General features: G+C 45.7%; 19 protein-coding genes and 1 pseudogene. 14 read left to right on the forward strand and 6 right to left on the reverse strand.

Going from position 1 to position 20,831, the window contains the following annotated elements; translation table 11 throughout:
- The first annotated feature begins 71 nt into the window (after positions 1 to 71).
- The 9 genes from AC58PQ_RS16260 to AC58PQ_RS16300 all read left to right on the forward strand — a co-directional run bounded on the left by AC58PQ_RS16260 (position 72) and on the right by AC58PQ_RS16300 (position 9,263).
- Positions 72 to 1,415, forward strand: coding sequence for an ABC transporter substrate-binding protein (locus AC58PQ_RS16260; RefSeq protein WP_497243210.1), 1,344 nt, complete (start codon positions 72 to 74; stop codon positions 1,413 to 1,415).
- Between the two features lie 90 nt (positions 1,416 to 1,505).
- The gene (locus AC58PQ_RS16265; protein WP_497243212.1) at positions 1,506 to 2,387 is read left to right on the forward strand and encodes a carbohydrate ABC transporter permease; all 882 of its coding nucleotides are present in this window, start codon (positions 1,506 to 1,508) and stop codon (positions 2,385 to 2,387) included.
- Between the two features lie 10 nt (positions 2,388 to 2,397).
- Complete coding sequence (locus AC58PQ_RS16270; protein ID WP_497243214.1) at positions 2,398 to 3,222, forward strand: carbohydrate ABC transporter permease; 825 nt, start codon at positions 2,398 to 2,400, stop codon at positions 3,220 to 3,222.
- Complete coding sequence (locus tag AC58PQ_RS16275) at positions 3,219 to 4,940, forward strand: glycoside hydrolase family 66 protein (RefSeq protein WP_497243216.1); 1,722 nt, start codon at positions 3,219 to 3,221, stop codon at positions 4,938 to 4,940. Before AC58PQ_RS16270 ends, AC58PQ_RS16275 begins: the two co-directional genes overlap by 4 nt.
- A gap of 193 nt (positions 4,941 to 5,133) precedes the next feature.
- Positions 5,134 to 5,406, forward strand: coding sequence for a hypothetical protein (locus AC58PQ_RS16280; RefSeq protein ID WP_497243218.1), 273 nt, complete (start codon positions 5,134 to 5,136; stop codon positions 5,404 to 5,406).
- 71 nt (positions 5,407 to 5,477) lie between these two features.
- The gene (locus AC58PQ_RS16285) at positions 5,478 to 6,494 is read left to right on the forward strand and encodes a sulfonate ABC transporter substrate-binding protein (protein ID WP_497243220.1); all 1,017 of its coding nucleotides are present in this window, start codon (positions 5,478 to 5,480) and stop codon (positions 6,492 to 6,494) included.
- A gap of 38 nt (positions 6,495 to 6,532) precedes the next feature.
- The gene (gene ssuD / locus AC58PQ_RS16290) at positions 6,533 to 7,717 is read left to right on the forward strand and encodes an FMNH2-dependent alkanesulfonate monooxygenase (RefSeq protein ID WP_497243222.1); all 1,185 of its coding nucleotides are present in this window, start codon (positions 6,533 to 6,535) and stop codon (positions 7,715 to 7,717) included.
- Complete coding sequence (ssuC, locus tag AC58PQ_RS16295; RefSeq protein ID WP_497243224.1) at positions 7,686 to 8,468, forward strand: aliphatic sulfonate ABC transporter permease SsuC; 783 nt, start codon at positions 7,686 to 7,688, stop codon at positions 8,466 to 8,468. The genes ssuD and ssuC overlap by 32 nt, the downstream gene beginning before the upstream one ends.
- A 15-nt stretch (positions 8,469 to 8,483) precedes the next feature.
- The gene (locus AC58PQ_RS16300; RefSeq protein WP_497243226.1) at positions 8,484 to 9,263 is read left to right on the forward strand and encodes an ATP-binding cassette domain-containing protein; all 780 of its coding nucleotides are present in this window, start codon (positions 8,484 to 8,486) and stop codon (positions 9,261 to 9,263) included.
- Between the two features lie 30 nt (positions 9,264 to 9,293).
- Here the strand turns inward: AC58PQ_RS16300 and AC58PQ_RS16305 are convergent, their stop codons facing one another.
- Both AC58PQ_RS16305 and AC58PQ_RS16310 read right to left on the reverse strand, forming a co-directional pair.
- Positions 9,294 to 9,773: a DinB family protein gene (locus AC58PQ_RS16305; protein WP_497243228.1), complete on the reverse strand. Its 480-nt coding sequence runs from the start codon at positions 9,771 to 9,773 to the stop codon at positions 9,294 to 9,296.
- Between the two features lie 198 nt (positions 9,774 to 9,971).
- Positions 9,972 to 11,453, reverse strand: coding sequence for an oligosaccharide flippase family protein (locus AC58PQ_RS16310; RefSeq protein ID WP_497243230.1), 1,482 nt, complete (start codon positions 11,451 to 11,453; stop codon positions 9,972 to 9,974).
- A 463-nt stretch (positions 11,454 to 11,916) separates the two neighbouring features.
- Here AC58PQ_RS16310 and AC58PQ_RS16315 point away from each other — a divergent pair, with 463 nt between their 5' ends.
- Positions 11,917 to 12,210 (forward strand): hypothetical protein, encoded by a 294-nt coding sequence (locus AC58PQ_RS16315; RefSeq protein ID WP_497243232.1) that lies wholly within the window; start codon positions 11,917 to 11,919, stop codon positions 12,208 to 12,210.
- Positions 12,211 to 12,264: 54 nt separating this feature from the next.
- On the opposite strand, the gene AC58PQ_RS16320 is transcribed toward AC58PQ_RS16315, so the two are convergent.
- On the reverse strand, positions 12,265 to 14,637 hold the full coding sequence (locus AC58PQ_RS16320; protein ID WP_497243234.1) for an immune inhibitor A domain-containing protein: 2,373 nt from the start codon (positions 14,635 to 14,637) through the stop codon (positions 12,265 to 12,267).
- Between the two features lie 276 nt (positions 14,638 to 14,913).
- Here AC58PQ_RS16320 and AC58PQ_RS16325 point away from each other — a divergent pair, with 276 nt between their 5' ends.
- Both AC58PQ_RS16325 and AC58PQ_RS16330 read left to right on the forward strand, forming a co-directional pair.
- Complete coding sequence (locus tag AC58PQ_RS16325) at positions 14,914 to 15,402, forward strand: GNAT family N-acetyltransferase (RefSeq protein ID WP_497243236.1); 489 nt, start codon at positions 14,914 to 14,916, stop codon at positions 15,400 to 15,402.
- 13 nt (positions 15,403 to 15,415) lie between these two features.
- Positions 15,416 to 16,192 (forward strand): copper amine oxidase N-terminal domain-containing protein, encoded by a 777-nt coding sequence (locus AC58PQ_RS16330; RefSeq protein WP_497243238.1) that lies wholly within the window; start codon positions 15,416 to 15,418, stop codon positions 16,190 to 16,192.
- A 75-nt stretch (positions 16,193 to 16,267) separates the two neighbouring features.
- Here AC58PQ_RS16330 and AC58PQ_RS16335 read toward each other — a convergent pair.
- A pseudogene (locus AC58PQ_RS16335) lies at positions 16,268 to 16,753 on the reverse strand (aldo/keto reductase); the annotation flags it as partial.
- Between AC58PQ_RS16335 and AC58PQ_RS16340 the strand changes: the two are divergent.
- Complete coding sequence (locus AC58PQ_RS16340) at positions 16,736 to 17,350, forward strand: TolB family protein (protein WP_497243240.1); 615 nt, start codon at positions 16,736 to 16,738, stop codon at positions 17,348 to 17,350. The pseudogene AC58PQ_RS16335 and the gene AC58PQ_RS16340 overlap by 18 nt on opposite strands.
- Positions 17,351 to 17,483: 133 nt before the next feature.
- Here the strand turns inward: AC58PQ_RS16340 and AC58PQ_RS16345 are convergent, their stop codons facing one another.
- Both AC58PQ_RS16345 and AC58PQ_RS16350 read right to left on the reverse strand, forming a co-directional pair.
- Entirely contained in the window at positions 17,484 to 18,095 is a 612-nt protein-coding gene (locus AC58PQ_RS16345) for an SGNH/GDSL hydrolase family protein (RefSeq protein ID WP_497243242.1), read from the reverse strand.
- Between the two features lie 20 nt (positions 18,096 to 18,115).
- Entirely contained in the window at positions 18,116 to 19,528 is a 1,413-nt protein-coding gene (locus AC58PQ_RS16350; protein ID WP_497243244.1) for an FAD-dependent oxidoreductase, read from the reverse strand.
- Between the two features lie 229 nt (positions 19,529 to 19,757).
- Here AC58PQ_RS16350 and AC58PQ_RS16355 point away from each other — a divergent pair, with 229 nt between their 5' ends.
- Positions 19,758 to 20,798, forward strand: coding sequence for a LacI family DNA-binding transcriptional regulator (locus tag AC58PQ_RS16355; protein ID WP_497243246.1), 1,041 nt, complete (start codon positions 19,758 to 19,760; stop codon positions 20,796 to 20,798).
- Positions 20,799 to 20,831: the final 33 nt, after the last annotated feature.

Here is a 20,831-nt window from a genome sequence, read left to right on the forward strand (position 1 = left end):
GAAAGTATGATGAAATAGAAAGAACTGGTTGCAAAGTTTTCTTATATATAAGCGAAAAGGGAGGAAACAACATGTTGAACAGAGCACTATCCATGGTCATGTGTTTCTCAGTTGTTTTGGGTATTGCCGCAGGATGCGGAACTAAGGAAGAGGTAAAGCCATCGGCAACCATAAGCAGCGAACCGGCTAAATCAACTGAAAAGCCAGCAGAGAAACCGAAGGAAGTTGTCACACTGAAGTTTTTGACAGGTAAAGTAGAAACCGTAGATTTAGTTAATCAAATGATCGCCAAGTTTCAAACAGAGAATCCAGGTATCAAAGTAGAGCAGGAATATCAGAAGGATGCCAGCAATGTGATTAAGATCAAATTCGCTTCTGGCGATATACCTGATATCACTACGGTAGTTAGCCAAGATTACATTGATCAAGGAAAATATCTCGACTTATCGAACGCTGCCTTCTGGTCAAGAGTACTGCCGGCTGTCAAGGATTTGAACACGGATATTAAGACTGGCAAGCAATTCTCAGCAGCAGCAACAGTTACGATGGGCGGTATATTTTACAACAAGCAAATCTTCTCTGAATTAGGATTAAAGGAAGCGCTCACTTGGGATGAGTTCAAAACAAACCTGAAAACAATCAAAGAGAAGAAAAAAGGCGTCGTGCCGATGTTCTTACCTGGTAAAGAAGCATGGTCGATGGGTCATTTGATCGAATTTATGGCTCACGGCATCATCAAGCAGAAATATGGTGTTTATGAATCACGCAAAGCATTTATTAATAACGATTCGGCTAAGCTTGCGTTTGATGCCCCTGGCGGCAGTATGGAAACGTTCGCTGCTCGCATCATGGAGCTCAAGAATGAAGGGTTGATCAATGCGGATGCATTGACGGCTACTTATGATAATGAAAAAGAGGATTTTGTTGCCGGAAAAGCAGCTATGTTCAGCCAAGGCATGTGGGTATTAGGTGATCTGCTCAAGATTAATCCGGATTTTGCCAAAAATATTGGCTTCAGCCCGTTCCCTGCTTTGCAAGATGGGGGGAAGCCAGTTGTATTATCCGCCGAGGATTCCAAATATGCGATCACTTCCGCATCCAAGCATCCGGAAGAGGCTAAAAAATTCCTTGATTTCCTCTTCAAAGCCGAAAATCTAAAGTCATACAGTGAAGCGATTAAATCACCTTCCGCCTTCACCGATGTGAAAGCTGATTGGGGCCCGCTGCAAGATCAAGCAACGGAAGCATTGAAAACAGGTGTGAACATTGCTTTCACAGATACCCCTTCCGGCTTCTCAGGCGATGATGTAGGCCGCATGGTGCAAGAATTGATTGCCGGCAAATATAAGACACCGGCTGACTTTGCTAAAACCTACAAGGAGACATGGGATAAAGGCTGGAAAGCTTCGAAGTAAATAGAATGAACCTGCGAAAAAGGGAAGGATCACCGATCTCTTCCCTTTTTAAATAGCCGTTCATACATTCGGGTTTAGGAGAGGATCGCTATGTATCTCTTGCGCGCCATTAATACCAATCTGCACAAGTTTATGGCTGTACCAGCAATCCTATTATTCGCGTTGTTCTTCATATACCCACTCACACAGGGGATAGGGATTAGCTTAACGAATTGGAACGGCGTGACACAAGCCAAATTTGTCGGGATGCAGAATTTCGTAGAGTTCTTTCATGATGACAGAGCCAAGCACGATCTGTATAATACACTTTTTTTTGCGCTCGGAAGTGCGCCGCTGCTTAATATTTTCGGACTCGTGTATGCGCTTATCTTGGATCAGAATTTTAAGGGGAAGGGCGTAGTTAGAGCTATCGTATATTTACCAGCTGTCATAAGTCCATTAATTATGGGGTATGTCTGGTATTTCATTTTACAGCCGGGGAGAGGCTTCCTCTATCATATTTTGGAGAATATGAATCTAGGATTTATGAACACGAATTGGCTTGGCGATAGTTCATCTGCTCTGAAGGTACTTGTAATGGTCAACGTTTGGCAGTTCGTTGGTATGACGATGATTATTTATCTGGCAGGGCTTCAATCCATACCGGCAGAGTTATATGAATCCAGCAAAATCGATGGAGCTGGCTACTTTGCAACCTTACGCTCTATCACGATTCCATTGCTGTATCCGGCCATCAAGATTAATATCGTAACGAATATCATAGGCTCCTTGAGTGTATTCGAAATCATTGTCGCTTTAACGGACGGAGGACCAGGCTACAGTACGGAATCTTTAAGTATTTATATTTTGCGCATGTTATATGGCAGTTTCACGGGGTATTCAACGGCAGTGGCGGTAATTTTATTTGTCATGATTGTGATTCCTGTGTTCATCTTCATGCGTTTAACGAAATCTAGAGAGATTGAGATGTGAGGAGAAGGCAATGCGAAACGCAACCCTTAGGCTTGGCAGATATGTCGTCGTAACGCTCATGGTACTCTTATCCCTCATTCCATTCTATGCACTGTTGTATTTATCGCTGAACACGCCATCCAGCAGCTTCTTTGATGGCAACATCCTGCTGCCAGATTTTCATTTTGCTAACTATGTGAACGCTTGGAAAATCTCCAAAATTGGCAACGCCATTATGAATTCGCTGATTATTACCATTGGTTCCGTGGCTCTTATTGTCCTATTCGCAAGCGCAGCTGGCTATTCCATTGCCCGTTTTAACAGTCGATTCAATCGGATTGTATTTCAGCTTCTCTTGCTTTGTATGATGATTCCCGCAATTATTATTACGGTTCCCCTATACACCTTGATGAAATCGATTGGCGGCATTAATACGCATTGGGCAATGATTCTTCTTACCGCCGCTACTGCTTTGCCGTTATCAGTCTTTCTCTATGCTAGCTTTATTAAGCAGCTTCCTAGAGAGGTTGAGGAATCTGCGATTATGGATGGATGCACCTATTTTACCGCGTTTTGGCGCATAACCTTTCATTTCGTAAAGCCGGTGACCGCTGCGGTTGTGATTTTATCGGGACTTGGGATCTGGAACAATTACGGTCAGGCTGTCTTTTTCCTGCAAAGTCAGACGATGCATACCGTACCGCTAGCCATCTCCATTTTTTTTCAAAAATATGGCGCACAGTGGAACTTAATGGCTGCTGCAGCGGTGATCGGGCTTGCTCCAGCTGTTCTTGCGTTTCTTATTTTCCAAAAATATTTTATTAAAGGCATCACGGCAGGTGCACTGAAGGGATGAGAAAAGTGAAGCCATATGTACATGATGTTTATCCGATAAAACCACAGTTCCTAAGAAATCAACCGATCACCATTGCTGTGGAGTTAGATCTTCCTTATGCGTTGGATGACGGTCAGGTTGAATTGGAAGCACGAATCTATGACTTGAATCAACATATTGAAGTCTTTCGTCATCCAATTGGAAGCTCAGGTCCAGGCATGCAAACCATTCACTTGACGATTAGTCCAAAGGATGTCGATTTCAAAGGCTACGGTGTTGATGTTTATTTGTATCTAGATGATGATTGTTTGCAGGTGAGTTCTACCTCTTTCGATGTGGTTACGAACTGGAGGAAATCGCCAAGATACGGCTTTCTTAGCGATTTTCACCCGAAAGAGGCTGGTGACAGGGAAGATGTCATGCAGATGACCAAGCTTCATATCAACCTCGTACAATTCTACGATTGGATGTATCGTCATGATGATCTGGTAGCTAATGAGGATGTCTATAGTGATTTGATGGGCAAGGTGTCCAGCCGTAAGGTGATTCAAGAGAAGATTGCTTTGTGTCACAGCTTTGGTATGAAGGCCATTGCCTATGGCGCTGTGTATGCGGCAAGTCGAGATTTTTATGAGCAACACCCCGATTGGGCTCTTTATAGCAGCAACGGCAAGGTGCTCGACTTTATTCGCATTTTTTACTTAATGAATATAGCAGAGGAATCACCATGGCATCACCATATTATTGAGCAATATAAGCGAACGATAGAGGAGCTGCAATTTGATGGTATTCACATGGATACCTATGGTTCACCGAAGATCGCCATTTCAAAGTTAACTAACGAGGATAAGATTGTGAGGCTGGATGAACACTTCCCTGTGCTGATCAATAACACTCGGATGACGCTGCAGCGAAGTAAGGAGGACTTATGCCTTATCTTCAATAATGTGGGCAACTGGCCGGTCGACACGGTTGCTCGCGCTGAGCAGGACGTCATTTATATTGAGGTTTGGAAGCCATATGAGCGCTATCATCAAATTGTACAAATCTTGCGCTGTGCACAGCAAAGTGGCGGTGGGAAGCCAGTCATTCTAGCTGCTTATTTGAAGCCCTATATGGAAAAAGGCGAGGCGAGTGTAGACCGCGCTAATTATGCTGCTTTAATTCTAACAGCCGTGATCTCGGCGAACGGTGGCTACCATTTACTTATGGGCGAAAATAAAGGTGTGTTAACCCAAGGCTATTATGTCGATTACACTTCGTTGTCGGACTCCTTCTTCCGGGAAATTCGCCTGTATTACGATTTCATAATCCGGTATTCCACTGTCCTGTTTGACCCAGAGTTAAGGGATGTCTCGATGACACATGTGGATGGCGACAATCTTGAATATGTATTCGAAAAGGGATCATACAGTACTTATGGTGAAGCGAACAAGGTTTGGACGCTAGTCAAAGAAAAGCCGGGACTGAAAGTGCTGAGTCTGATTAACCTCTGTGGTGTAGCAGACGATTATTGGAATACGGGAAAGGAAAGACCTATTCCGCAGAAAGATTTTTCTATTACCATTTTGCTGGAATCGGATTTGAAATCGGTCTTTATTTCGACGCCAGATGACGAGATGGGCAGGCCGCGGGAAGCTCAAGTTGAAGTAGAGGATAGGGACCGAGGCAAAACACTCGTATTAACAGTTCCGTGCCTTTCTATATGGACATTAGTGGTTGTAGAGCTTGTACAATAACTTATTTCAATTCATTTTATGGAAGACGAGTACCCCTTAATCGAGTGGAATTTTCTCATTGCATCGATTAGGGGGGTGTTTTGTCTTGAAATAGGAGGTGAGTAAGGACACAGCGCTTGAGAAAAGTGGATACCGGAAGCATGCCTTGCTTACCAACCATTTTACGAATTTTGAAGGAGGAATATTTAGATGTGTGAAAAGGGTTTATACCGATAAAGCTCGGTACAACACCGGCAATACGGTTACGGTTTCCGCAGAACTAACCAATGATACAGGCACTTCCTATAGTAATAATATTACGATCACAATCTGCCAAGGTGAGACCCAAAAGTATACGACATCGACTGCTGTATATAAAAAACTATTGACGTATGAGAAGAATGCTGATAAATTAAAACCTAGTAATCTTATCAGAATAGTCATGTATCGGCCGGACCACCGGAGACACAAGCTAAACTTCCATTAGGGGAGAGCTGTGTCTCTTTTTTGTATCCATTCAGTGCACGCAGTAAAAAACATAAATAAGGGGGCTTTAACATGAAAAAAAATCTAATCATGAGTTTCGTTTTATCTACTTTGCTAGTTACGGTGTTGAGCGGATGCGGAGCGGCTTCCAAGTCGACAACGGGTGCAGCTGATACGAAAGCGCCAGCGGCAACGACGAAAGCCGAAGAGGGAAAAGGAAAAAGCACAACGCTTCGCATCGGCTATCAGAAATACGGCACAGTGAACTTCCTGAAAGCGAACGGCGAACTAGATAAAGTGTTAAAAGAAAAAGGGATCACCATTCAATGGACCGAGTTTCCAGGTGGTCCTCAACTGTTAGAAGCCATGAATGTTGGAAGCATTGATGTCGGGCATACCGGAGAAGCGCCGCCGATTTTTGCACAGGCCGCAGGTACACCGCTCGTCTACTTAGGACACGAACCTGCTAGCCCAGCTAGTGAAGCGATCCTTATCCCAGAGAAGTCGGAGATTAAATCCGTTGCCGAGTTGAAAGGGAAGAAGGTTGCCTTGAATAAAGGCTCCAACGTGCATTATTTGTTAGTGAAGCAGCTTGAAAAGGCTGGTTTGAAATATGAAGATATTCAGGTTGTTTTCCTCCCACCGGCAGATGCTAGGGCAGCGTTTGAGAAAGGCAGCGTAGATGCTTGGGTGATCTGGGATCCTTTCTTCTCAGCAGCAGAGATTTCTGCCAAAGCGAAAATTTTGGCCGACGGTAAAGACACCGTTGCCAATCACGAGTTTTATCTAGCAACTCGTTCCTATGCAGAAAACAATAAAGAAACGGTCAAAATCGTATTAGATCAGTTGGCTAAAGTGGATACATGGTCCAAAGATCATCCGAAAGAGCTTGCTGAGACGCTGTCCCCGCAGTTAGGTATTGACGTACCTTCCCTGGAACGCGCTGCGAAACGCAGAGCTTACGGCATTCAACCGATTGATGATGCTTTGATTGGTGAACAACAGAAAATCGCCGATACCTTTTTCAAACTAGGCCTGATTCCGAAAGAAATTAAAGTCAAAGATGCCGTATTGCCAGCTACGAAATAGGTTCGAGCTACTCATAAAGGAAAAGGGAGACGATGAAGATGGAAGTATTCTGGTTCATTCCGACACACGGAGACAGCAGATACATTGGAACAACGAAAGGGGCACGCGCGGTTGATTATGGCTACATGAAGCAGATTGCGCAAGCGGCTGATCAGTTAGGCTATGGCGGCGTACTACTGCCGACGGGTAGATCCTGCGAGGATGCATGGGTTGTCGCATCTTCCTTGATCCCTGTGACAGAGCGACTCAAATTCCTTGTCGCCGTCAGACCAGGCTTGATGTCGCCGACCCTTTCGGCCAGAATGGCTTCCACCTTCGATCGCTTATCGGATGGTCGCTTGTTGATCAACGTCGTCACAGGCGGCGATGCGAAAGAGCTTGAAGCCGAGGGACTCTTCTTGGAGCATGACGCACGCTACAATTTGACCGACGAATTCCTGCACATCTGGCGTAAAGAACTTGCGGGTGAACAAATCGATTTCAAGGGTGAACATCTGCAAGTCAAAGGCGGGAAGATTGTCTATCCGCCGATCCAAGCGCCATATCCGCCTATTTATTTCGGTGGTTCCTCACCGGCAGGAATTGAAGTAGCAGCGGATCATGTGGATGTGTACTTAACGTGGGGAGAGCCCCCAGCTCAAGTCGCAAAAAAAATCAAAACCGTTCGCGAGGCTGCTGCGAAGCGAGGCCGAACGGTGAAATTTGGTATACGGCTGCATGTCATCGTACGCGAAACTTCAGAGGAAGCTTGGGCGGATGCTAATCGTTTAATTTCTCGTCTAGATGATGAGACCATTGCTTCCGCACAGAAAATATTTGCGAGTATGGACTCCGTGGGTCAACGCCGCATGGCAGAGCTGCACAAGGGCGATCGGACCAAGTTGGAAATTAGTCCTAATCTGTGGGCGGGCATCGGGCTTGTTCGCGGAGGGGCTGGGACAGCACTGGTAGGTGATCCAGAGACGGTTGCCGAGCGAATGAAGGAATACGCGGAGCTAGGGATTGAGACTTTCATTTTCTCTGGGTACCCACACTTGGAAGAGGCTTATCGAACAGCGGAGCTGCTATTCCCGCATTTGCCTTTGAAGACGAATGCCAAGAGAACGAACACATCTGCTAATTACGTAAGTCCATTTGGAGAGCTCATTGCCAACACAGAGTTACCGAAGCCAGCAAAGGGGGTTCGGTCCGATGAAAACCAACCTGTCAAAGTCTCTGGCTAAACAGCTGCTTCCCTGGGCGCTTCCGATTGTACTTATCGTTCTATGGCAGCTATTAGGGCAGTTTGGGGTGATTTCCACCAGAATCCTATCTACACCTTCAGCCGTATTCGCAGCGGGCGTTCATTTGGCAGAGAAAGGGACCTTATTCACATATATTGGTTCCAGCTCCAAACGTGCGTTTATCGGCTTTGCCATTGGCGGAAGTATCGGATTTGCCTTGGGATTAATTAATGGACTCTTTCCTATCCTTGAAAAGATTACGGACACATCCGTACAAATGCTGCGGAATATCCCGCATCTGGCGATGATTCCATTGGTCATCCTCTGGTTTGGTATCGGTGAAGAAGGCAAGCTCTTCTTAGTTGCGTTAGGTGTGTTTTTCCCGATTTATTTAAATACCTTCCATGGCATTCGATCCGTAGATCCGGGTTTGATCGAAATGGGTCGCGTTTACGGGCTGCGCCATTTTCATTTGTTCCGCAAAATCATTATTCCCGGCGCGCTGCCCTCGATTTTGGTCGGGGTTCGCTTCTCGCTAGGTATTATGTGGATAACTTTAATCGTGGCAGAAACGATTTCATCCAGTTCAGGAATTGGCTACATGGCGATGAATGCGAGGGAGTTTTTGCAAATGGATGTTGTGATTCTGAGTATCATTGTCTACGCGTTGCTGGGCAAAATATCTGATTTTATAGCAAAGATTTTGGAACGCACTTGGCTGCAGTGGCATCCTAATTTCTTAAAATCATAAAGGAGAGTGGGCACGATGGCGGAAAGTAAGGGTATTCGATTTCAAGTGAAGCAGGCTGCGAAGGTTTTCGGTCAAAAGCAAGTGCTGCAAGGTGTAGAGCTGGATGCAGCGCCAGGCGAGTTTATCGCGATTGTTGGGCGAAGCGGCTGTGGCAAAAGCACCCTGCTGCGCTTAATCGCTGGGCTGGATAAGCCTTCGAGCGGCCAAATCGAAGTTGACGGCCAGCAGCTGAAAGGCATCCATTCCGATACCCGTGTGTTGTTTCAGGATGCCCGTCTACTTCCGTGGAACCGCGTGCTCGCGAATGTTCAGGTTGGCGTGAGAGATGGCTCACGCGAGAGAGCCGAGGAGGTCCTTGCGCAAGTAGGGCTCGCTGACAGAACAAATGAATGGCCTGGCGTGCTGTCCGGGGGGCAGCGCCAACGTGTTGCTTTGGCCCGTGCATTGGCTGGTCAGCCTCGCCTGCTGCTGCTGGATGAGCCGCTAGGCGCGCTCGATGCGTTGACGCGCATCGAGATGCAGCAACTGATTGAGCGGCTCTGGTATCAGCAGAAGTTCACAGCGCTGCTCGTGACACATGATGTCTCGGAAGCGGTGCAGCTTGCTGATCGTGTCATTTTAATCGAGGAAGGCGAGATTGCTCTTGATGTGAAAATAACGCTCCCACGCCCTCGCGTGCGGGACAGCGGGTTTGCCTATTTTGAACAATTGATTCTGGATCGGATATTGGTGAAGGAGCAGAATCCTGCCCTGGCCGAAATCACAGCGAGTACCAAGTATGCATATTCCATATAATCGGAGTGGAGATTCCATAACCTGAAAGAGTCAGATTACCGATAAAATTTGATTTTTATGATGAATGTCATGTTCGATAAACTCGTGGATGATGTATAGCAAGGAGTAAGGTGATCTTGTATGTGGGCAATTTTCTACGCCGTTTGCGGTTACATGTTTAGCAGCAATATCTGGCTCAGCTAGCAGTTGTTCAATCAACTGAAGACGGGTTTGCTTAAATTCGTCTAGCAGACGAACCTTAGAAATTCCCGAACGGGCATACTCATAAGCCTGTTTGTTAAATGAATTGAAATCTGGAAAGACCATTCCTTCGCCATTTTTAATAGCTGGGATAATCGTATAGATGAGGTAATTATCCCAATTATTAAGATGTGAAACAATTTCCGCTACTGATGCTTTTCCATCAGCAATTGGTTTTATCCAAATGCTTTCGTCCAAATCACGTAATGTATTCGTCCACTCTATACATTCTTTATACCGAAGAATCGTTTCTGTGCCTAAGCTAATCATATTGGAAACCTCCTGTTTAATAAGTACAAACTCAACTGAAATGGAACATGTGTTCTTGTTTTATTCTATATTATCCCAGGTTGCAAGGCTATCTGAAGTTTCATGTTAAATAGCAACAATATTTACGAAAATAGCGAAAACAAAAAGCACTTCAAGGCGGTAAGGCTGCCTTAGTAGTGCTTTTTCTATTTGTTCAGCCTACATTTGGCGGGCTTCAGCCGTATGAACATCTGTCCTTGAACGCTTTTCAATCACGATGGTCAGAATGAGTAGACATAGTAGACCGGCCACGATGAACACGGGATACCAAGTTTTCATCAACGTGCCGGCTGCCATGATCGCCATCATCCCTATAGTTGGTAAAAGTGGCTCGCCATAAGCCTTCCACCAATCAAGCGGAAATTTTTCATAGTAGAAAAATCCAATCATGGCTATTGCAGAAACAGCCCATCCTCCCGTATAAATCCATACGGCCAAGACGGGGCTTTCAGCCGCAAGAAAGGGGACGATCGCAACGACGAAAATGCCGGCGACGATCATGACCCAGAAGTTCGCTTTCGTTTTTCCAATTCCGGCAAGAATACTTCCGCCTAGTCGACCCACGGAGGAGAATAAGACACCTAACGCCATCAACCGAATATACGCTGCGGAGTCCCCAGTTGAGAAGCTCGCCCCGAAAAGAAAACTGTTGATTTGGTCTGGGTATAAACAAATGATCGCTGTCAGCGGGTACAGAAATATATTGTTATACCGAATACAGCTCGTCCCACGGTGCTTGCTTTCCTTTACATCCTGCGAGCTTTCGGCCACAAAAGGGAAGGTTACGATCATAAAGGCCCACGTAATGATGCCGATAAATCCCGTTATACGAAACCCATTGGATAAATAACCGACAGCCACAACGGAACTGGAACCGACCATCATAACTAGAAAGGGTTGTTGAAACGCTTTTGCAATGTTTCCTGCCCAGGAAGGAAGGCCATACGCCATCATGGTTCGCACCTCTTGCATAGGGATGCCCCCGAGCCATTTCGGTTTATGCACACGTTCAACTTTCCAAGCAATAAAAAGAGCTGTCAGGATCGCTCCCACGCTCATCCATACCGATATATTTTCTAAAAGGTTCAACTTGCCGATTGGCCATAAGACGCCGAGTACCGTACCCGAAGTAGCAAGGGTTGTGGTAATGACCATGAAGAAGGCTTGAACGCTGAAATCACGATTGCCAGAGAAGGATGCAACGCCTATATTGATGATCGAGTTGAACATGAACATAATCGAGCTTAGGATCAGGGCTCCTTTTAGCTCAGGTAAATGATAAAAATTGGCTAGGACTGGAGCTAGTAGGGCTAGGATTAGACCGAAGATGATTCCGAATAGGGAGCTTCCGAACAATGCAACGCGGAAATTGGTTTGTATTGCTTGCTCAGGTTTTCTTGAAAATGTATAAATCAAGGAAGAGTTAAACCCCACATTGAGAAATAGGGAGGCCATACCAAAAATTTGCAGCAGAAGATTCACTTGACCGAACTTAGTGGGATCGTCCAGTACACGAGCTAGAACGATGCTTCCCCCTGTTTGCAGCAATTGGTTAATGAAGAGACCGAGCACAATGATGGAGACATTTCGAAGTAAAAAACGCTGTGTATCCGTTAACATAACACTCCGATTCATCAGCATGGGGGTTGCCCCTTTTCCATTTTAGTAGTCTTCCGCTTATCATCCAAAGAGTAGCAGACCAATACGGTGTTGACAACCTAGGAAATGGAAGATAACCAGAGAAAAATAGATGTACTGGAAGATTACAAGTCGTCTTGAATGGGTCAAAGAGAAATACAGGGATTGCAAATATCAATTAAGTAAATCCAATTTATACCTAGTATTTAAATCACCTAAGAAATTTTCAAAGACTAGATGTTAACGACATAATGAAAGACCTTCTTCAGCAAGGTGTAATTGATTCCTCATCTAAGCTTACAACTAAAATGAACGGAACAACGGATGGACTCGTCTATACGCTTACTGTTAATGAAGTACCAACATACGTTTTAAAACTGGATCGTCCAGAAAATATTACATGGGTGGAACTTTTACATCAATGTTATAAAAAAAGCACACTGGCGATACTGGCGTCCATAATTTCGTGTTTCATGATTCTAGATTAACAGGTGTCATCGATCCATCGCCAATAGTAGGTCCTGTCAGTTATGATTTTACATATGCATTTTGTTCCTCGCCAGATGATTTGAACTTAGAAACGTTATTTGCTGCATATGATTTGCTTCGCCATGAGCCTATGGATAAAGAACGGCTGATTGAGGAAGTCATTCTTCAACTCTATTGCCGAATCGGCATCTGTGTGAAATTCCATCCACATGATTTAGAGGGATACCTAAAGGCATGGGATTATTGGAAAGTTCTCATTCCTTCATCATAATTGAGACAAGTAAAGGAGCCACGCATCATTGCGGGCTCCTTACTAACTTCCAAATTACTTATGGATCCAAACTAATCCAGCCGAATTATCCTTGGCTTCACCAACGACTCTGAACTTCAATCCATAATTCGGAACTAGGCGTCCTGCATCAGGGATTAATGTATTCATATAGCTGTTGGCATCAGAGAATTCCTCGACACCCTTCAAGGATTTATACGTATACTCGCCTCGCGTAGGGTTGTTGATGTACCATGCTGGTGTTTTGTCCAAAGAGAAGGCAGCGTCCGCTACTTGATAACGTGTCGTTTGCGCGATGGAATCCTGTCCATCTTTCTTGAATACTAAAGCATCAGCGTGAGAATCGACGACACCGAGGAAACCTTGTCCTGGGTGGATACCGGTCCAGTTGTCTAAATAACTATCATCTGCATACCAAACGACAAGTCCGGTATTATATTTGACACCACGGCTGAATTCCAATGCTTTATCGGATCCAGCGTAATTTCTCCACTCGAGGTAGTAATAGTGCTTCTTCATTTCAATACCATTAGAGACGACGAAGCCTTCAAGGTTAAATGTAGAAGCGCCCTCGGCATCATCTGAGAAAACGACCTGACCGTTAACAGTTAATTTTGCATTATCCATGGCAAAACCATTCAATGCGAGCCCGCCATCCGTCACGTAGTCGAAGTGGAGGGTTACTTTTTTACCTGCAAATTGGCTTAAATCATAGGATTTATCTACCCACGCTCCTTTAGAAGATTCTGCGCGAGCGTCGCCGTCCGTGTCGTTGTCACCAATAATATCAAGCGTTACTTGTTCGTTATAGGTCGAAGCCGTAACGGTTAAGTAGTCATACTCAAACTCGACATCATAGAGAGTTTTAAAATCAAATGTCACCGTTTGTGCTTGGGATAAATCAAACTCAGGTGTTGAGAGCGTGGTATGAAGGTTATCACCTTTCGTACTGTAATAATATTTAGCTCCGAACGCTGGTTGAATGCCTGCCACTGCTTTATCCGGTAAAGTGACTTTGACGATACCTGGATTTTTCGACTTCGTTACACTCTGATCAATGATGGCAGCCTTCCCTAATTTCGTAATGTCGGATGCATCAATTTCAGTCACATTGGCCCAGTTTCCGCCCATCGTTTTCTGGAAAAACTCTTTATTTTGAGGTGAAAAAGAGCTTGGCGTTGTACCAGCAATTTTGCCGTTCCAGCTGCCGCCGCTCATGATGGACCAAGAAGCTACAGGCTCACCCTGCCCAGTGTACTGGGTATCATATTCATCCGGTAATCCTAAGTCATGACCGTACTCATGAGCAAAGACCCCTACAGCGCCATCTTCTGGTTGAATCGTATAATCATAAGCTGCCATTCGGCCACCCCAATAGTTAACCCCCGCCGTTGTGCCAGGGATCGCATATACACTACTTAACGTCCAACGATGGGACCAAATCGCATTATCGCCTAATTGTCCGCCGCCAGCTTCTTGACCCGTACCCGCATGAATAATCATGAGGTGGTCGACCAGACCGTCGGGTTCATTTTGATCGCCATCTCCGTCCAAATCATATAAATCAAACTTATCATACTCCGCTAAATTGAGACCAGTTGCAACTGCAGCATTCAAAGCATCCTTCACAAGATCCCGAGGCCCTTTGGGGTTTAAGTTATCATGACCTCCTGTAGGACTGTCATCACCGTATTCCACGGCTTTACCTGGAACGGTTAGCCAATCTGACACATACCCATCCACCGTGTAACTGCCACCGGATTGTTCTTCGTAGTATTGTTTGAAGGTTTTGATCTTAGATCCATCAAATAACGTGAAATCTGTCTTGCCAAACATAAGCTTCTGGTAATGATCACGGTTAAAATCTTTTGCGTACATGAAACCGGGTTCTTGCTTGACATTGTTATGTTTGAAGTCTGAGAATTCGGTTAAAAGAACAAGTACTTTATCCTCACGAGTAGGACCATTGTAGGAATCTTGTTTGGCTGATGGAACAGGGATGCCATTGGGTAGACCATTCTTCAAGTCCAAATGCCCTTTATTCAGCTGCGACAAAAGCTTATCTTTTTGCTTCGCGATAAACTCCTTGGAACGCTTATCGATCTCATTATGCTGCTTGTCTACGTTGGTCGAGGCCGTTTTATTGTTCTTTGCGGCAACGTACGATTTCACAGCTTTAGAAATTTGTTCAGGTGTGGCCATTTTACTTAATAGACCCCTGTCCATCAATCCTTTTGCCAAACGATCATCGTCAACAACATTAAAATCTACTGGTGGAGCTTCAAGTGCCTCTGAGTTGTCGGTTCCTGCTGCGAAGGCAGAGGTAGTGAAAGCAGCGGTTGAGAATAGTCCTGCGGTTAAACTTGTTGCGAGTAGAACTCTAGTAATCTTCGAGGTGTAGTTTTTCAATAAGTAAACCTCCTGCAAATAGAGTATGAAACCAACCCATTTATTTAACCAATGGTATATTTATAATTAAATACTAGACTTGCCAATACGAGTAAGTGCTTTTAGTCCTGCTCAAATTGACCCATATATTTCCTGATCTGACACTGGCATGAAAGTGGTTATTGTCGGCTTAACAATGAATTTGTCGTCAGATACAAAAAAAGGAAACTCTTGCATGCCTCTCGAAATTGTAATGTTATCTATGATCTTTCCGATTTTTGAAAAGGAGGGCTTGCCATGTATATATGTAAACCTGCAAGTACGGATGATTTCAGCGCTATCAGTTCCTTTCCACGAAATGCCGAAGAGCTGTATTTTATGTCACCGCTGCTGCAATTTCCCCTTACTTCAGAACAACTTGTAGAATCAACGCAAAATAGGCTGAAGCAAACTGTCGTGGTAGATGAGAATGGTCAGGTAGTTGGATATGCGAACATTTATGGGTATGTGGCAGATGAACGCTGCTGGCTTGGCAATGTCATTGTTTCACCAGAAGCACGGGGTAAAGGCGCGGCTGAACTGTTAATTCGAACAATGATTGCGAAAGCGAGGGATGAGCTGAAGGTAGAGGAATTACATCTTGTTTGTCATAATGTGAATACAGTAGCACTGCTATTTTATACGAAGCTAGGTTTTAAGCCCTATCATATTGAGAAGAAAACGAATCATGCAGGACAAACGATTGCTGGGATATGGATGAAATTGAAGGTGATGGAAGGGGAATAAGATGCTATATAAAATGAAAACAATACTTTGCTGTCTGTTCATGTTGCTCATACTGGTCCCAAGTGTACATGCGGAAACTCCACAGCCTGCAATTACTGTTTTTATCAATGAAGAACAGATGGAATTTGATGAAGATCCCATTTTAGTGAATGGGAGTACGCTCGTGCAATTCAGACCTATCTTTGAGGAACTGGGTTATTCTGTAAAATGGGATCAAATACTTCGACTCATTACAGCCGAGCGAAATGGAAGAGAGATCATGATGACGATTGGTAATGATACAGCATGGGCCAATAACATTTCCCATTTTCTAAGCGAAGCACCTCAAATTAGGAATGGTGTTTCACTTGTACCTCTTCGCTTTGTTGCAGAAGCTTCGGGAGCCGCAGTTACTTGGAATGAAGATACATACCAAATTCATATAAATATAGATAAAAATGAAGCTCCTGAACTAAAAATTGATAGATTAATAGGAAGTTATGCCTGTTCATATAGTGCTTATGAATTCGTTAGTGCAATAACAAGAAGTGAAGGAACGAAGTGCAATGGGGGATATGAGGTTGAGAATATCTTATTTAGTGATGACCACAAGCACGCAACGATTCATTTCAAAATAGACTTTTGGGTAAGTCATCCAAGCCTGATAAATACAGAACCTACGGATGTAGAAGATATGGAGATAACAATTGAAATAAAGCATATTGTTAATTCGGATGAGGATGGAAATTGGTACTTTTCATCAAAATTAAGTGATCGAGAATATTTTGTTGTACCGAATGAAACGGAATAAAAATGCCTACTGGCCATGCGTAATAAACGAGAAAAAGGACAGAGCTTTTAGAAGCTCTGTCCTTTTTTACAGTGATTAGCGTGCCGGTGAGAAGTCAGCGACTTTCTTTAATGTGGCTTCGATTTGTTCCAACACTTCTGATCCTAGCTCGACATCCACTGCTTTCACATTTTCTTCGATCTGCTCAGGCTTAGTCGCACCAATCAATGCTGAGCTTACGCCTGGTTGGCGGAGCACCCATGCGAGCGCGAGTTGTGCGATCGAGATGTCCAACCCTTGCGCGAGCTGCTCCAGCTCATGAACCGTCTGTAGAACTTGATCATTCAGATAGCTATTGATGACGCCATTCACGGCGTTGTTCGCAGCACGACTATCGGTAGGCAAAGGCTGTCCTAGCTTATATTTGCCAGTCAAAATCCCTTGTGCAAGCGGCGAGAAGACAACTTGCCCAAGTCCTTTTTGTTCGGAGACAGGAAGAACCTCACGTTCAATGTAACGCTCAAACATATTATAAATCGGCTGATTAGAAATCAGCGGACGCAAGTGCAGACGATCAGCAATGGTCATCACACGGAGGAGGACGGGCAGTCACGTATTTATGTGCTTCCACTAGCTGGCGGTCAACCTGCCTTAATCACACCGATGGCACCAAGCTATCTTCATGGCTGGTCGCCAGATGGCATGCAATTATCCTATTGTGCGGAGCGGAATGGCGTGTACAACATTTACACGATTCCAGTCGAGGGCGGTGTGGAACGACAACTAACAGACGTCCCTGGGCTTGATGATGGTCCCGAATATTCACCGGATGGACAGCATATCTGGTTTAATTCGACGCGATCCGGTTTGATGCAAGTGTGGCGGATGAACGTGGATGGCAGCGAGCAGACGCAAATCACGGAGGATGAGAGTAACAATTGGTTCCCCCACGTAGCTCCGGATGGGAATACGATTGCCTTTATCGCTTATCGTAAGGGAGATGTCGAGCCCAATGCGCATCCTCCGAATAAAGAAGTTGAAATCCGTTTGATGGCGAGTACGGGTGGATCCTCTCGAACCTTGGTTTCACTCTTTGGTGGACAAGGGACGATTAACGTCAACTCATGGTCACCGGATAGCAAGCAATTAGCGTTCGTTAGCTACAAATTGAAGTCGTAGTTAGATCCTATAGGTTAGAAACGGTAAGTCCTTCGATACAAAACGCACCAACAGAGCACTCCTCGACCATTCACTCAACAAACCAAACAGCCGCCCCAGGTCTTAACCCGGTAAGCGGCTGTTCCTATTCACTTCACAAACCTAACAAAAACGGTACAACCATATCAGCCACGCGCCGATGGCCAGACTTATTCGGATGTAAGCCATCCGAAGTGAAGTGAGGCAGCGTCAGCTTATTCAGCCCACTCTGCGCATATAGATTCAGCACAGGCAGTGCGTACCGCTGCCCAATTTCACCAATCGCCTCAACATAGTCGATGAGCCGATGTCCTGCGGCATTCACATAGAAGATGTCGTAGCCATCTTTGTCACGTTGCAGCGGGGTCCACAAACTTAAGCGGCACGCCCAATTTCTCGTCAATATTTCCTCGACTAACGTGGCGTATGCACCATGAAACGTATACACATCCGTGTTGCCCAGCTCGCCTAGAGGCTTATCCAATCGGAAATCGTTCACCCCCGCGAAGATGGTAACACAATCCAAGGAAGTATCAATCGCCCGGCCCACATGGGTCGTCGCTCCATAATCACGGTCGCCTCCAGCTGTCATCGGACAGCCGCTTTTGCCATAGTTGATTACGCTCGCGAAGCCAAGTGCTTCCTGAACAAACGGCTGATAGCCGCCAGCTTCGGTAATGCTATCCCCAAGGGTTCCCCAGGTTTTTCCAACCCATTTGTTCAGCATGTTAGAGAGTCCCCCTTCAATTAATTCTCATCATCATAATGAATAGCACCCACTGCAACTGCCTGATCTGCATCCGCTAGACCAGGGTTATCGCCTAGATAGGCACCTTGCTCGATCAGTTTGCGTTGTAGCTCAGGAATAGACACCTCGCGGAAGCCAACTCCTTCGTAGCTCGCCATCGCGGAAGCCACGCCCGCTGCTTCACCCATCGCAAAGCAGTTCGGCATTACGCGAAGCGAGCCCTGTACAGGGCGATCGGACGATACCGAGCGTCCAGCCACGATCAGGTTTGACTTGCCTTGCGGAAGCATACAGCGATAAGGGACGCCATGGGATTTACCTTTTGGTAGATGCTTGATGGTCATCGTTGAACCGGCATTCGCCAAATGGATATCAATAAAGTAGGAATTGCGTGCGATATCGTCCTCGAAGGTACGCATGGAGAGAAAATCTTCCACAACAAGCGTGTAGTCGCCTTGAATGCGGCGTGTTTCGCGAATACCGATCTGGTCTCCGGAATGGACGAGGAAAATATGCTCGAAGCCAGGCACGTATTTCTTTAAGAAACGAATCTGTGTATCGATTAACTGACGTCCTTGAATAGCGGCGCGTGTTAAATCTTCCGCTTTGGTCCCGTCAATATTGAAAATATGGCCAAAGTTAAAGCCAACTACTGAATTCGAAATCCAAGCCATACCTGAGATGCGCTTGCGGCCTTCTGGCAGATCACCAATTTGCTGCGCCAAAGTAACCAGGCCTTCGAGCTGCCCATGCTGCCCGGTTTCAGCGAGAAATTGATCGAAGCGCTCCTTATCTGCTCCGGTCACGACGTAGCACATCGTACCAGGCTGAAGCTCGCCATTTTCACCGCCAACTTGAAAAGGAACCCCGGCCAATGCCGCTAGATCCGCATCTCCGGATGCATCGATGTACAGCTTCGCTTGCACGACCGAGCGGCCGGATTTATTGCTAATGACAAGCCCGCTGATGCGATCGCCATCGAGCAGCACTTGATCCGCAACGGTGTGGAACAGAATTTGTGCGCCGCTAGCAATAACTTCAGCATCATAGACGCGTTTGAGTGTTTCCACATCAATGGGGACCCAGTCCAAAAGCTTTTCATAACGGTTAAGAAAATCCTCCCCGGCCGCATGCTTCATTTTCTCAAGCAAATCCAGGCCGATGCCTCGAATAACAGGTTTTTCTCCATCGGTATATGGGCAAAACGCAGGTACTAATGCAGCAGTTCCCATGCCGCCTAGATAGCCCCGTTGCTCAATTAGTAGTGTACTTGCACCATTACGTGCTGCAGCAATCGCAGCTGCGATTCCTGTGGCACCGCCGCCAACTACGACGACATCAGGGGTATGACTGACAGAAAGCTTTTGAGCAGGTATGGTTACGGTTAAAGGGTCTTTGGATGCCTTTGTCATTCGGATCTTCCTCCTAATGGGTAGACATTGGCCAATCTAAGCTGCATGAATCTTTTCACGGTTGCTGATGTAGGCTGTCTTTGTATTTATTATAGATCGCTGGTCGCAAGGAACTAGTTTAATTTTTGTTTCATCAAAAAAGTAAGCGTGATATGATGAATGCGAAAATCCATGTTTCATATATGATCAAGTAATCCTTTCGCAACATCCTGGAGGTGCGACCATCCCCATGCCCACTCGCAAATCAGTCACACTCAAAACCATCGCGAATGAACTCGGCTTAACCGTACAAACCGTAAACAAGGCACTGAAAGGCAAACACGGCATGTCGGAAGCGACCCGCCAGCTCATTGTTCAAACAGCCGAGAAGCTCGGCTATTACACGATGGATCAGATCCGCAGCCTGCGGCTGGATCATATTGCGCCGTATCCGAATGAACGGCTGCGCTTTCTGCTCGTACAGACAGCAGAATCCGTCTCATATAACCGACTGCTTCTGCAAGGGCTGCAGGATCGCTTCTTCTCGTTTGGTCATCGCATCGAGCTGCTCAGGCTGCCGACACGCTTAAAACCAGCGAAGATGAGCGTATGGTTAGATGAGCAAGGTGTCACATATGCAGATGGCATTTTCATAGCACCGAGCATTTTGCCGTTGGAATGGGAGACGGCGTTGTTCAACCTGCCAATCCCCCGTATTTTACTGAACTTCCCGCCTTCTGGCGTCAAGATCGATAGCGTGATTTGGGATGTGTATGAAGCGACTTGTCAGTCGGTTGCCCACCTGCGCTCTCATGGACACGCTAACATCATGTACGTTGGCGATATTCAGATGCAGCGAGGCTCCATTCTGCGTTGGCAAGCGTTCAACTTTGCGATGCAGGCATCGGGCTTAACCATAACGCCCTCTGAGCATGGCATCGGGAAACGCGAGAATCCAAGTCAATCACGCCAAGAACTCGTTCGCCTCATTCAGAAGCATCAACCGAGTGCGATCCTGTGTGGTATTGACCAAGAAGTGTCCATCGTTTACGACGTATGCATGGAACTCGGTCTACGAGTTCCTGAGGATATTTCTCTCGTCGGCATCCTTAACGAACAGCTGGATACGTTGCCGCTATTCACTTGTCCGCTTCTGCCAATCGCACAAACGGGCTATCGTGCTGCGGATCGGATGCTATGGCGAATGGCCAATCCGACGTTGCCTTTTGAGCATATTCGCATTCAAGGTGAATTCCACGTAGGCCTGACAACGGCAGCGATTTCATCCTAAGATCAGCTACACTGTTCTTCCCGTTTCTACCAT

The sequence above is a fragment of the Paenibacillus sp. J22P143 genome, from assembly GCF_059692035.1.